Source organism: Paenibacillus sp. J31R109, assembly GCF_059692055.1.
The window spans coordinates 600497-614775 of record NZ_JCAUAR010000003.1; the positions used below are offsets into that span (position 1 = coordinate 600497).

At 44.6% G+C, this 14279-nt stretch carries 10 protein-coding genes; 3 read left to right on the top strand and 7 right to left on the bottom strand.

Going from position 1 to position 14279, the window contains the following annotated elements:
- The first annotated feature begins 55 nt into the window (after positions 1-55).
- Positions 56-3052 (top strand): efflux RND transporter permease subunit, encoded by a 2997-nt coding sequence (locus AC58QT_RS12525; protein WP_497409249.1) that lies wholly within the window; start codon positions 56-58, stop codon positions 3050-3052.
- A gap of 70 nt (positions 3053-3122) precedes the next feature.
- On the opposite strand, the gene AC58QT_RS12530 is transcribed toward AC58QT_RS12525, so the two are convergent.
- Entirely contained in the window at positions 3123-4727 is a 1605-nt protein-coding gene (locus AC58QT_RS12530; RefSeq protein ID WP_497409250.1) for a response regulator transcription factor, read from the bottom strand.
- Positions 4705-6474 (bottom strand): sensor histidine kinase, encoded by a 1770-nt coding sequence (locus tag AC58QT_RS12535; RefSeq protein ID WP_497409251.1) that lies wholly within the window; start codon positions 6472-6474, stop codon positions 4705-4707. The genes AC58QT_RS12530 and AC58QT_RS12535 overlap by 23 nt, the downstream gene beginning before the upstream one ends.
- Before the next feature lie 196 nt (positions 6475-6670).
- On the opposite strand from AC58QT_RS12535, the gene AC58QT_RS12540 reads away from it, so the two are divergent.
- Complete coding sequence (locus AC58QT_RS12540; RefSeq protein WP_497409252.1) at positions 6671-8308, top strand: hypothetical protein; 1638 nt, start codon at positions 6671-6673, stop codon at positions 8306-8308.
- Between the two features lie 60 nt (positions 8309-8368).
- Here AC58QT_RS12540 and AC58QT_RS12545 read toward each other — a convergent pair whose 3' ends face one another.
- On the bottom strand, positions 8369-9040 hold the full coding sequence (locus AC58QT_RS12545; protein WP_497409253.1) for an O-methyltransferase: 672 nt from the start codon (positions 9038-9040) through the stop codon (positions 8369-8371).
- 128 nt (positions 9041-9168) lie between these two features.
- On the opposite strand from AC58QT_RS12545, the gene AC58QT_RS12550 reads away from it, so the two are divergent.
- A complete protein-coding gene (locus AC58QT_RS12550) occupies positions 9169-10065 on the top strand; it encodes a LysR substrate-binding domain-containing protein (RefSeq protein ID WP_497409254.1) in 897 nt (298 codons plus the stop codon).
- A gap of 61 nt (positions 10066-10126) precedes the next feature.
- On the opposite strand, the gene AC58QT_RS12555 is transcribed toward AC58QT_RS12550, so the two are convergent.
- From AC58QT_RS12555 to AC58QT_RS12570, 4 genes are read right to left on the bottom strand one after another with little or no spacing between them, the layout of a single operon-like run.
- The gene (locus AC58QT_RS12555) at positions 10127-11008 is read right to left on the bottom strand and encodes an HAD-IIA family hydrolase (RefSeq protein WP_497409255.1); all 882 of its coding nucleotides are present in this window, start codon (positions 11006-11008) and stop codon (positions 10127-10129) included.
- On the bottom strand, positions 10986-12359 hold the full coding sequence (locus tag AC58QT_RS12560) for an alkaline phosphatase family protein (RefSeq protein ID WP_497409256.1): 1374 nt from the start codon (positions 12357-12359) through the stop codon (positions 10986-10988). Before AC58QT_RS12560 ends, AC58QT_RS12555 begins: the two co-directional genes overlap by 23 nt.
- A 19-nt stretch (positions 12360-12378) precedes the next feature.
- Complete coding sequence (locus AC58QT_RS12565; protein ID WP_497409257.1) at positions 12379-13350, bottom strand: carbohydrate ABC transporter permease; 972 nt, start codon at positions 13348-13350, stop codon at positions 12379-12381.
- On the bottom strand, positions 13347-14276 hold the full coding sequence (locus AC58QT_RS12570; protein WP_497409258.1) for a carbohydrate ABC transporter permease: 930 nt from the start codon (positions 14274-14276) through the stop codon (positions 13347-13349). The genes AC58QT_RS12565 and AC58QT_RS12570 overlap by 4 nt, the downstream gene beginning before the upstream one ends.
- Positions 14277-14279 lie beyond the last annotated feature (3 nt).

Genomic DNA, 14279 nt, shown 5'->3' on the forward strand with positions numbered 1-14279 from the left:
GGAATTCTATATCTAAGGGCAATCTCAGACGCTAGAACGAAAGGGAGCGAGACGTGTGACTTGGTTTACGAAGTGGGCTTTTAGTAACAAGGCAGCCGTAATTTTTTTGGTACTATTAATTTTAGGAACAGGCATTGGCAGCTACTTTAGATTGCCTATGGAATTTCTGCCAAGTGCAGACTTCCCACAAATTAGTGTTACGGTCGTCGGTCAAGGATATGATGCCAAATCCATGCTGGATAGTGCTACTACACCTATAGAGAAAGCTGTCTCCAGTGTGCCAGGTAAGAAAGAAGTATTCTCTACATCCTCCGATGGCTTTATGAAAATTGACATGACATTTGATTCGGATATTAAAATGAAGGATGCCCAAGCGAGCGTTCAAGAAGCGCTGAACTCAGTTGTTTTGCCAGCAGGTATGTCCAAGCCTTTCGTCATCCGTTTAAACACTTCGATGATTCCACTCTCCTGGGTGGCCCTCAATTTCAAAGATGGCTTAACCAAACAAAATATCGAACTTGCGCAAGAGAAAATTTTACCAGAGTTTCAACAAATCAGAGGTCTTGCGAGTGTGGTTCTTGGCGGAACTTCGGTCTCTCAAGTGATCATTCATCCCGACAAAGATAAATTAGCCCAAGCGCAATTGCCAGCACAAGTTCTTATGGGTGTCCTACAAGGACAAAATGTGACCGTCAACGTTGGAGAAAGACCCATCGACGGCAAAACGAGCGCCATCAAGGTTATTGGAAGCCTAAGCGATCTAGATACGCTGGGCAATTTATCCGTTGCCCCTGGCGTCAAATTGAAAGATGTTGCTACGGTTGAAGTAGCCGCAAATAAAGACACCTTAACACGCATTAACGGTAAGGATTCTCTAACGTTGGTCGTGACGAAGGATACGAGCTCCAATGCTGTTGATATCAGTAAAGAAGTAGATAAAATCGCAGAAGAGATTGCAACGAAATACCCGAATGCGACAGCTGAAGTGATATATTCCACAGCTGAATCTGTCGTCACTTCCGTGAACAGTATGATGAGAGAAGTATTGCTTGGCGCGTTATTTGCGACAATTGTCATTCTGATCTTCCTTAGAAATGTACGCTCCACATTCATTACAATTGTTTCTATCCCTCTTTCACTTGGATTAACCTTGTTCCTGCTTTCTCAATCCGGTGTGACGTTGAATATCTTAACGCTAGGCGGGGTCGCCGTCGCCGTAGGACGGCTCGTAGATGATAGTATCGTTGTTATCGAAAATATTTTCCGAAGAACCCAGAAGGCGGAGTTTTCCAAGGAATTAATCCTTGATGCAACGCGAGAGGTTGCCAGAGCGATTACCGCTTCTACCTTAACAACCGTTGCCGTATTCCTACCGCTTGGACTATTGAAAGGCTCCTTGCAAGCGTTTCTGCTCCCTTTTGCCCTAACCGTCACGTATTCCCTGCTTTCCTCCTTGCTCGTTGCATTAACCGTCGTTCCTCTGATGAGCGCTTGGTTACTGCGCAAGACGAAATTAAAAGAGCATAAAGAGTCGAAAGGTCTACGAAGCATCTTATCCTGGAGCTTGAATCATAAATTCATCTCCATTCTTGTTTCGCTTATCCTGTTTGGCGGTTCAATTGCGCTTTACTTCGTCATGCCAAAAGGTGCAGTTGGCGGCTCCACCGCAAGCCAGTTGAGTGTCACACTTTCCTATACACCTGAAACTCCGATTTCAACTGTGCGGGACAAAGCCATGGAATTAGAGAAATTCATGCTCGAGCAAAGCGAACTTGATCATCTCATTCTGCAACAAGGGAATACCGAAGATAATGCCAAATGGGGTAGCGTAGCACCTCCAACAATTGCAACCTTCCAAGTCTTCATGAAGAAAGATGTGGATACTCAGCATTTTATCGATCAGGTTCTCACCCAAAAATCTAAATTTCCGGACGCTGATTTGCAAGCAGGCGGTGGCGGATTCGATGGCAGCAGCGGTTCCGCCATTACTGTTGATCTAACAGGCGATTCCGCCAAGAGCTTAGATCAAGCTGCTGCAGATGTCATTGGGGCAATCAAAGGTATTGAAGGCGTCGAGAAAGTGACAAGTAATCAAAATGTAACGAAACCAGGCTACTCGATTACTGTTGATCCTACACGAGCTAAACCTGAAGAAATTGCAGGTACGATCCGCTCCCTCATGAATCCAACACCGATTGGTTCCATGAAGCTGGAAAACAAAGAAATTCCTGTTGTGCTAGATGCTTTGATTAACCCGTCAACGGTTTCAGATCTATCTAATATTCAAATCATGACAGCAACGGGTCCAGCGGCCTTGACGTCTGTTGCGAAAATCGAAAAAACAAATGAGTCCAACACGATTCTTCATAAGAATAATCAACAATTCTTGCGTGTGACGGCACTAGTAGACTCAACGAAACTGTCCAAAATCAATACAGACATTACGAAAAACACGAAAGATCTGAAGCTTCCAACAGGCGTTGCTTTGACCGTTGGCGGAGCATCGGCTGAGCAATCCAGTGATTTTGCTGACTTGTTCATGACCATGGGTGTTTCCATAGGTATCGTACTGTTGATCATGGTTATCACATTCAAATCGTTCCGCGCACCGATCGCGAGTATGGTATCCCTTCCTTTCGCGGCCGTTGGAGCGATTGTTGGCATGATGATCACCAAAACATCCTTCGACGTTACGTCAATCTTCGGATTCTTGATGCTGATCGGTATCGTCGTCACGAATGCCATCGTCTTGATTGATCGCGTGAAACAAAACGAAGAGCACATGACCATTCGCGAGTCCTTACTTGAAGCCGCGGCTACACGGATGCGTCCCATCTTGATGACAGCAGTAGCTACCATTTGCGCGATGGTGCCGCTTGTTCTAGCTAAAGCCGAAGAAGGCAGCATCGTTTCCCGCGGCTTAGCGGTCGTCGTTATCGGCGGTCTGACTTCAGCAACGCTCTTCACGCTTATCATGGTGCCAACGGTATATGAACTACTCCATGCTAGAAAAGCAAAACGTCAGAGAAGACGGTTAGAAAATGCACGTTAAGTAAAAAGGCTGATCCCGGCAGAATGATCTGCTTGGGGTCAGCTCTTTTTTGTTTCTATCCAATTTCGAACTAATTTGGCGAGGTAATAACATTTTTCACTGTGCGTTTATATTCGTTGGGGCTCATGCCGGTCATTTTCTTAAATATATTGGAGAAATACGAATAGTGTTGAAAACCAACCTTCTCGGACAATTCGTAATTGCGAAATTTACCTTCCGCTAAATACTGCTTAGCGAGTTCGATTCTTTGCTCCAGCACATAATCAATGACAGACATTCCCGTCTCTTTCTTGAAAATATGGCTAAAATGAGAGGTGCTGAGCCCAGACTCCCCTGCAATCGCATCTACGGTCAACTCGCCTCCCAGATGCTGACGAATGTACAAGATAGCCCGTGCAATTTCAGGACGGACTACTATTGCTTCTGCTACAATTCGATCACACTTCTGCAGCCATGCCAACACGAACTGTATGGCCTCGCTCAAGTTAATGGCAGCTTCAAATTGCGGCCATTCTGGTAAATAAGCCGCGTCAGTCATGCGCGACGCCAGAGATTGAAACCAATTCCGAACTTCTACAGGGGATGGATACCATTCCAGCAGATACGCTTTTATCTTGTCTAGTATTTTTACATAAGCAGAATGGGATCTATCTACTTGCAGATTGTCAGCTAACGCATTTAACTGGGATACGTGTTGCATGCTCAGAAGCCCAAATGGACGGAGCCCATAGGTAAAAATCGTCTTAGGCTTCTCCTGATAAAAGCGATAAATGAACAAACCATTGATTTGTTTGTATATAGAACGAAGTTGGTTGAGCTTGCTGAACGGTTCGCTAGCGGCCAACTTTACGGAGACATCTAAGTACTTCTCCAAAGGACCCTGAATTGTCTGCTCTAGACGCAAACAGGCGGCCATGCTTCCTTCTTTATCCAAATTCTTGTCATCCGAGGCGAGAAGTACAACCATTTTTCCGAACTCCAATGGAAATAACTCACTATGGATAGGAAAAGATTCTTGAAGCGATTCTCGAATCATTTCTAACATGCTGAATTCGATAAGCATCCTGTCATTGGTTGAGTAACGTTCCTTTAAACTCACTAGCTGATCAACTTCAACAACCACTAAAACGGTTGTGGCAAACGCCAAATTCGCACCGATTTCTTTCCCTTTTTGATTAATTTCACGATCTTCAGCATATAGCCCCATTAGGATCTGTTGAAAATAATGCTTTCTAAGCGGATAACTGTTACTTTGGATCGTCTTATGATTGATGGATGCAGACATGATCGTCATATCTTTCTCAGATTCTTTTGACGCTTTGTCTAAAGCTTCCTTGGTTTCAATTAGGTTGATAGGTGATTTGAGTATATAACCGAGCGCACCATGCTGCATCGCTTGATTAATATAACTGAACTCTCTGTGAGCAGTTAGAATAACGCATTTCGTCTGTGAAAAACGATTATTGATATGTTTCAGAAGCGTCAAGCCGTCCATCACCGGCATCGTAATATCGATCAAAGCAACATCTGGGTTGAGAGCCTCTATCGCTGTTAACGCTTCTATACCGTTCGTTGCTTCACCGACAATGGTATACCCCCACTCCTCCCACGGAAAAGCTTCTTTGATATGCTGTCTGGCAATCTCTTCATCATCAATCAAAAGAAGACGTTTCAACGGATCCACCCCTTTCTTTAGGAAGTTTTATCCATATTTTCGTTCCAATTTGGGGATGACTATCAATCGTTAATTGATACTCGGATCCAAACATAAGCTGGAATCGTTCGTGCACGTTCACAATGCCAATATGCTTCACTCGATTGACTACTTTCTCACGCTGTTCCAGCTTATCTACCAATTCTTGCAACGTTTCCTTCTCCATGCCAACCCCATTATCTTCTATCAATATTTCCCAATCACCCTGATTGACCATCGTACCGATATACACGATTCCACCTACGTCTTTAGGAACGATCCCGTGGAAAATAGCATTCTCAACAATTGGCTGCAAAATAAACTTAGGAAGCTTATACTCCAAGGAAAGAGGATCAATATCGAATTCAAACTCGCATTTATTGGGATACCGTATTTTCATAAGTTCCACATAATTCTCAATCGCGATCAACTCTTCCCTCATTTTCACTGGATCTGGCGAGTTATCGAGTGCATAGTGTAATTGATTCGATAAAGCAGAGATCAACGTATCCATCTTCTCCATATCGCCTCGCCGTCCGAGCATGGAGATTGTATTTAACGTATTATATAAAAAATGAGGCTTAATTTGGGCATGCAAAGCACGAAAATCAGAAAGCTTTTTCTGCTCCTCGCTATATTTTAAATCGCTCAGCAACTGCCCTATTTTTTTCGTCATGACATTGAAATGCATAGCTAGGTAGCCGATCTCATCTTCCGTTTTAATGGCAAGTTGAGAATCCAAATCTCCTTCTCCTACTTTTTGCACAAATTTAGTCATTCTTTTAATTGGCGAAGAAATGATTACGGTTACGAATAAGGATAACCCTAACGCCAGTAAAAAAGAGATCAGCGCAAGCTGGATCGAGTCGCTTATCGATTGCTTAAGGGGTGCCAGCAGTTCACTTTTGTTCATGATAACGACTAACTGCCATTTAAGAATGGTATTATATCCCCTCGTCATAATAAGACTATCATCGGCTTGTGGATTCATGAACTCTTTTTGGCCCCAGCTAGAGCGCAGAATGAACGGGTCAAACCCGGTCAAATGATATACTTTTTGAACATAATCATAGTGTATATAGGGCTCTTTCCCAATAACTGGATGTAATTCTTTATCCAAAATAATAAGATTCTCCGATACATCCTGCACTTCATCAGGAAACAGCGTGTAGTACAACCTTTCCAGATTCACATCAGCCAGTAATATACCGCTAGAACCATTCATTAAATTTACTGGTGTTACATAAGTCAATGTGTAGCCTGAAACTAATGAATGATAAGGCCCGAGCCATTTCGAATCTACAAGCGGGCTGGCTGCTAATTGTTGAAGCACAGGATCGTTAAACAAATCCCAACTGTGCGAAGAAGAACTGGCTAGAACGTCTTGATTGGAAATCAGATGGACATTACTCAAATTCGGCGATAGATAGAGCAGGTTCACTGACATCCATGTTTCAAGCTGTTTATAGTCGCCTGTTTTCAACCGGCTATCATTCACGATCGAGCTAAGCGCAGTTCGTATATTTTGCAAATTACTATCTAGGTAACGATTGGATTTCTGAACGGCTTGTCTTGCATAATCCATTTGAGATTTGATCAGTATCTCTGACGAGTGTTGATTAAATGAGTACGCCGTCACTAAAGTCAGTAACTCAAAACAAAGGAATGTCAGAAGGAACACTTTTGGCGTTATTCGTAATTTCCTGAACATAGCGGATATGCGATTCATGCGTGCCTAACCCCTTCATGGAAACGTCTACATACAATTATAGAAGGTGATATTTGAATAAACAGTCATTATTACGTTAAAATTATCATTTTTCTACGAAATCGCCAAATAACTAAAGTTTTCACATGATTATTTATATCTATATAGACTTAAATGCTTTATTCTGTTTGCATAATAACCCAAAGGAGTCATCAGAATGAATACTATTCCTGTGGTCTATGTCAACAATTTTAAAGGTTCCGACGATGCAGCAATGATTCGCGCGGCGATTCAATATGCGATAGAAACAAAAGCGGAGTTCGTGATTTTTGAACCGCGACGCTATATGCTGCAAAGTGCAATAACTTTCGATACAGCAGGGTTTGAACATGATGCCGGCAGTTCCGCGCATGACAGCAAAGAATGCCATATCGTCATTCAAGGCTCTCAAAAGCTAACATTATTAGGTGCAGTGGACGCACAAGGCGATCCTGCAACCATATTCGTTGGAATCAACGATCTTCAGATTCACGGCTACCTGCCTGCGATCCTGTGGTGCGAAGACAACGAGAGGCTTGCACTCAAAAATATCGCTTTTTCCCGTGAGCCGTTCTATGCTTCGGCAGGTGTTGTTATTGCAAAAAGTGATTCTCATATCGTCGTCGACGTATTTGAAGGCAATCCGTGCTACGACGGAATGGGCTGTTATTGTATGAATCGTTTTAATCCGGAGACAGGAGCACTGACAGGTGAAAGTGTTACTTATGGTTCTGGAGCAGGCGTGCTTTGGAAACGAATCGCCCCGAATCAATTGTCCTTAACGAATGCCGATGTAGCTGCTAAGGTAGCTCTCGGAGAATATGTCTCTTGGCATCAAGGGGCTCAGACCGACTTTCAAACGTACTTCGCACGATGTAACCATTTAAACCTTACTAATATAAGGACATATAATTCAAATGGCTTCTGCATGTTAACGGAGGCGTGTAAGCATATAACAGCGGAACGCGTTATTTTTAAACCCGATGGCAATCGCTTATTTACTGCCCCAAGGGATGCTTGGAAAATCTTCAAATGCAGTGGTGATCTTAACATTAACCAGTTGATCATCGAAGGAGTTCGAATGGATGGTCAGAACATGCACAGCAACTGGCTCATTGTAAAAGAAGTGCTAAGCGATGATGAGGCCTTGTTCTTTTGCCATCATACCTTTGCAAAGCTGGAGATAGGCAGTGTTATTGAATTAAATCACGAAGAAGACATCTATCGGTTAACCATTGCGGATTGGCATCACGAGGGGAAAGGCGATCGCGGGAATTATTATCGGGTTCGATTGAACGAGAAGCTACCTACCATCACACAAGAAGGCATGCTAGGAAGCGCCTCTTGTTGGGAGCCTGACAGGTACATTTGTAAAAACTCGGAGTTTACGAACATTGCTGGGGCCGGTCATCTAGTGCGATACGACCATGTAGTGATTCTGAATTGTACCTACAAAAATACGATGAATCCTGGGATCTTACTCGGTGCAGAATTGCCCGTTCACGCCGAAGGTGGACATGCAACGGATATACTAATTAAAGATTGTGAGTTCGACAATTGCGGTTTCTTCCCCAGATATGAAGCAGCCGGTTGTATTGGTGTGAAATCCGCTGGATTCAGCGGTAAATTCAATACCAACATTATGATTTTGAACAATACGATGAAAAACTCCGAAATCGGTGTGCATGCCATTGATGCGCACAACGTTTTCATGATTGGAAATACGTTTGAAGGTATCTCCGTCCCCTTGTTAAGAGACGAAGAAGTGAATGGGACGATTTATGAGCATTTAAATCAACACAACATCAGTTCATGAATACATATACAATAAAAACAGCTTACTGTGTGTAAGCTGTTTTTATTGCTGTTATCGTACTTAGCTAGTAACCATACCAATAACGAACCCATCATATCCTTTACTACCAACAGTTTGAATCGCAGTGGCAGTTATTCTATCCTCATCTGCGATAAGATCATAAAATGCCCTAACACCCTGTACACGAGGATCTTCACTGTTTTCATTAATAACTTCGCCTTCGCGAATGACATTATCTCCAATAATCACAGTTCCCGGATGGGAGAAGTGAAGAGCCCATTTTAAATAATTGGGATTATTCGGCTTGTCAGCATCAATAAATATAAAATCAAAAGGCTCGACACCCTCGTTACTCATCTGTGACAATTGCTCTAAAGCATCCCCTACTCGAAGCTCTACCTTATCTTGCACTTCAGCCAGGGAAAGATTAGCCGCTGCAAACTGTGCATGATGAGGATCAAGTTCTAGCGTGACTATTTTCCCATCAGCAGTCAGCGCTCGTGCCATCCAGATTGTACTGTATCCTCCCAATGTACCGATCTCCAAGATACGTTTCGATCCCTGCATCTGCACAAGTAAGTTTAACAATTTCCCTTGTGAGGGTGAGACATCATAAGCCGGTAATCCAGCCTTTTGATTGGTGGACAACACTGCTTCGAGAATAGCATCATGTTGAATGAGACGCTCCGTTATATACTGATCAACCTTAGCCCAGATATTTGTTTGACTCATATAGATCACTTCTCCTCTTCATTGTTAACTTCTATTAACAGTGTAACCGAGTTATAATCATAAATATAATATATGTTTATAATGGATACATATAAATAATATATGAATTTATGGGTAGGAGAATCCAAATGAATCTACATGCCTTACGCTTGTTTCATATCATTGCTAGTACCGGAAGTGTAACTCGTGCTTCAGAATTACTTAACATCAGCCAACCAGCCATAACTGCGCAGATTAAGAAATTTGAAAAAGAACTGCTCCTAACGCTGCTCAAGCCCCAAGGAAGAGGTATTGCGTTAACTGATGCAGGTGAAGAAATTGCTTTACTTGCAAAACGACTTTTTGCAGTGGAACAACAAATTGAACGGTATGCTGAAGATTACCGTAACGGCTCCTATGGATGTATGCGTATAGCCGCGACGTATTTACCTGCTCATTTCCTGATCCCTACCTGGATAGCCCAATTCAAACAACAATTCGAACAAGTCGAAATGATCATTACAACTACGAATTCCAATGACGCTCTTAAACAACTATTGAATGTCGATGTAGATATAGCTATTTATGGTGGAATACCCGAGGAATATTCGGATATGATTCTGACAGAGGAACTATTTCAGGACGAGTTATGGTTCGTCGTTGCACCTAATCATCGGTATGCGAATCAATCTATTTCACTGACTGACATGATGAAAGAACCCTTCGTTATGCGTGAGGAAGGGAGTTCCACTCGAGAGCGATTGTTATCTTTATGTCGCACCTACAATACTTCGCCCCCTACAATCTCTTTGCAATTCAATGGGTTGCATGAAGCTATCACAGCCGTTGTTGCAGGCTATGGTGCCAATTTTGTTTCTTCGTTGGTTGTACGCGAATATGTTAGACGTGGTGAGTTATGCCGAGTTTTTGTCGAAGGGATTCACTTAACCAACACAATTGCCATATGCACGCGCAAAAATGAACCATTATCTGCTCCCGCAATGAACTTTATTCAGATGATTCGTCAAAATCCTGTTAGAAATTAGAAAAAGCATAATAGGCGGCCGTTAATTATCGGCAACCTTTATGCTTTTTCGAACTGACGTATTAGTAACTAACAAGTTCAAGTAAATCCGCCACTGCAAAGTCTGCTAAATCGCCTACAGTCATGGTAGCATCGTCACTCTCACCGACTAAGCCAGGTTCCGCAGTAACAGATGAATCCATAGCGGCCCCATGCAACCACAACGTTCGGAGCCCCGCCGCGCGTCCGCCGGCGATGTCGGTATACGGATTGTCTCCGACCATGACACAGGATTCCGGACGTGCAACCCCGCAGTGTCTTAATGCCAAATGGAACATATGAGGCGCAGGCTTGCCAAAGTACTCGACAATCCCTCCGGTAATCGCCTCCGCAGGTTTGTACAATGCCCCGGTCTCAGGAATCTTCTGACCACGGCTGCCTGGGTGGAACAGATCAGGATTGGTAGCAATAACTGGCGTCCCATGGTCCATTTCTTCTACGATCGCTTGCAGCTTTGCATAATCGAATTTTGGATCTCGGCCTATAACCACCGCATCTACCCCGCCTTCGATATCCAGTGAAACGAGCTTATGTCCATATTTTTTCAGGGACGACTGGAGAGATTCGCTTCCGATGGCTTTCAACGATAAGGCGCCATGCTTTTCCAATATATATTGCCCAACCAATTCGGTTGCAGTCAATACGTGCTCCGGGTCAACCTCTAGCCCCATTGCAGACAGTCGTAACGCTACCTGAGAGCCCGTATCGGTCGAATTGTTAGTCACAAACCGTACATGTTTGCCCTTGATCCATCGCAGCCGCTCCAATACTGCTTTAGCTCCCGGAGCTAACCGATCTCCAAAATATATGCATCCGTCCAGATCGAAAAACACGGCTTCAGCCTGCTCCAGCATGGCCATTGCAGCTTTTGCCTTTTTTGTTTCACTTGGTTTCAGCTCGCTCATAGACCTCTCCTCTGTCCTTCCCTCTTAGCTGCACTTCTTGACCGTCCGCGTCTGGTAGTTGCGTTCCGAACCAACTCGCGATCGTTGGAGCCACATCGACAGCCTGGATCTCTAGCAGCTCTTGACCGCCTGCAATTCCTGGCCCAGCTATGACGAACATCGCCTTCATGGCTTCGTGATCTGGCAAATATCCGTGCATACCGACGAATTTTGCCCGCTCCGCCATCACCTCATCACCCGCGTGGCCAAAGTTAACGAACCAATCCAACTCCATCTCGAACACGAAATCTGGTTTGAAGCGTGCTTGCTCTTCTCCAATTGGCAGTCCCCATTCAGAAAAGTCAACATCCGTCTCCAACAGTCGATATACACCTTCAGCATTTGCCAACTGATCTCGCACTTCAGCTAACAAAACTTTGCGTTTAGCCGGTTCCCGCTCCAGCACATAGGCATAGCCACATCCACCGTTCGATACTGCCATGACTTGACTGCGCTCAGGCGCCTCAGCATCAAACCAACCTAACTTCTTAAACAGTACATTCGGGTAAAACGTTTTAGTTGCATCGCTAAAACCGTGATCGGAAAGAACAATTACATATGTCTTTTCGCTTAACCCCGCGTTGTCCAGCTCCTCCAGTAGTTGGCCGATTCGCTCATCCGTATAACGAAGTGCCCAATCTAGTTCTGCCGAATGAGTTCCGTAGTCATGCTGGTAGCTGTCGGGCAATAAATAGTGCACGAGCAATAGGTTCGGCATCCTCGTCCGGATGAGATGTTTAGCAGCTTCGGTCGTCAGCCAATCCTGCATGGAACCACGCGCGTGGTCTTTACTCCAAGCGGCGTAATGCTCCATCGGAAGTCCAAGATGAACCAACTCCTGCCATAGCGATTCACTACTTCCCGCTTCCATTAGATCTTGCTCGTAGCACTCCGGAATTACGTCATCGAGCCCCTTGGCTCCATACGTTTTCGGCCAGCATAAAGCTGCCGTCTTTCCACCGAGTTCATGTACCGCATCATAGATCGTTAACCCTTTTACCGATTCTTCCTTCGGGTACATGCGTTCTCCGAAATGTTCTCCCACCTGATTCGTCTCGCGATCCACTACCCAATTCCCCAATACGCCGTGCTTGCGAGGATGCGTCCCACAGACCAGGCTGGTATGAATGGCCCAAGTAGCAGTTGGAGTGATACTTCGTAACTTCCCGCTCGCCCCAAGCCCAGCAAGTCGCTTGAGATTAGGCATCGGCACGTCTGCCCGCTCCCAATTCGAATAGCCAAGACCATCAATGCTTACGACTAATACGGAAGGAAGTCCCGTCAATTCCTGTATGTGCATTTTTTCTTCCATGAATGATTAGACTCCTTCCCTATTCTTTAACTCCGCCCAATGTCAGGCCTTGGATGAAATATTTTTGAAGCATAAGAAACATAACGATAACCGGAAGCGCCCCAACAGCAGCACCTGTCATAAGTAGCTTAAAATTAGCTAAATTAGCGTCTTGCAACGTCTTTAGACCTGCAGTCAGCGTGAACAACTTTACGTCGTTCAGCACGATAATCGGCCACAGAAAGGAGTTCCACTGAGCAACGAAAGTAAAGATTCCTAACGAAGCCATAGCCGGAAGTGCCATTGGCACGACAATGTTGACAAACACCCGCCACTCCGATGCTCCGTCCATCTTGCTTGCTTCTATCAACTCAGTTGGCGTGCCGAGCAGAAATTGGCGCATGAGGAACACACCGAACGCACCGGCCAAGCCGGGCAGTACGATCGCCCACTGCGTATCAAACAGATGCAGTTTCTGCACAAGCATAAACGTAGGTACTAACGTAACCTGCTCAGGAATCATCATCGTTGCGAGTATGATCCAGAATACCGCCATACGACCTGGAAATTGCTTCTTAGCCAGAACGTACCCTGCCATCGTATCGAAAACAATATTTCCAATCGCCCCAATCACAGCAATGAATAATGTGTTCCACAACCAACGAACGACCTGTGTGCTTTTGAACAAGTACGCATAGGTTGTGAAGGTGGAATTCACCACTTCCTTCATTTTTGCAGAATGATACTGCGCCTGAGTGACATCACCCTGTTGTTCTGCCGTACGCTTCTTGTTCCACTGAGACACATATTCCACCACTCCATATGGATACATCTTAGGCGGATCAGCCTCAACAAAGGAAACAGGCACTTTCATCACTTCATTCTGATAAGTGGGGAGCTGAAGCGAAGTCGTGAATATCCAATACAGCGGCAACAGCGTGATTAAGGCGGCGATCGTCAGCATGCCATACACGACTGCTGCGCTCAGTCGGTTGCGAGCACTATAACTCATGAGTTTCCTCCCCCTTCATCACCCATTAGGCGGTACTGAATGACGGAGAACATGAGAATGATCAGGAACAGAATCACAGATTGCGCAGAGGCAAGCCCATATTCAAAGTCACGGAAAGCTGTTTTATAAATAACATGAACGACTGTCTCCGTTGCATTGCCCGGTCCTCCATCTGTCATCATCACAATCTGAGTAAACACTTGGAATGAGCCAATCATCGACAGTATCATCAAGTAGAACGTTGTCGGCTTCAACAACGGTACAGTGATGCTCCGCCAAATCTGGAAAGTCGATGCTCCATCGATGCGAGCCGCTTCATACAAATTCGGATTAAGGGCTCCCATGGCAGCCAAGTAAATGATAATCCCCGCACCAGGCGGGATAAGCAGATTCATAATAACAAGTGACCAAAGTGCCATCGATGTCTGCCCCAGCCAATCGATTGGCTCTAGTCCAAATACAGCCAAAAAGTCATTAAACAAACCAAACCTATAATTGAACATCCAGCGCCAAACCATCGCAATAACAACCATTGAAGTCACAGATGGGATGTAAAATGCCGCACGGAAGAAAGTCCTTGCCTTGGGGCGAAGAGGATATATCAAGGAGGCAATTATTAATGCGGTCGCTACAGAAAGAGGTACTGTAGCAACCGTGTAGAGCGCCGTATTCCAGATCGAAGTCTGAAACATTTCATTGCGAAATGCATCGATATAATTGGCGAAACCAACCCATTTCGTCGTGAAAACGCCAAACTCCTGAAAAGAAAGCACAAGCGACCATAGAACTGGAATTACGGTAAACAGAGCAAATAAGAACAACTTGGGTACAAGAAACGCATAAGCCGGTGCTGCATGTCTGAACCCGCGGAACAGACGCTGCCCGAGAGTCGGCTTGCTCTTGGCAGCATGAATAATAGGATTCAAGCC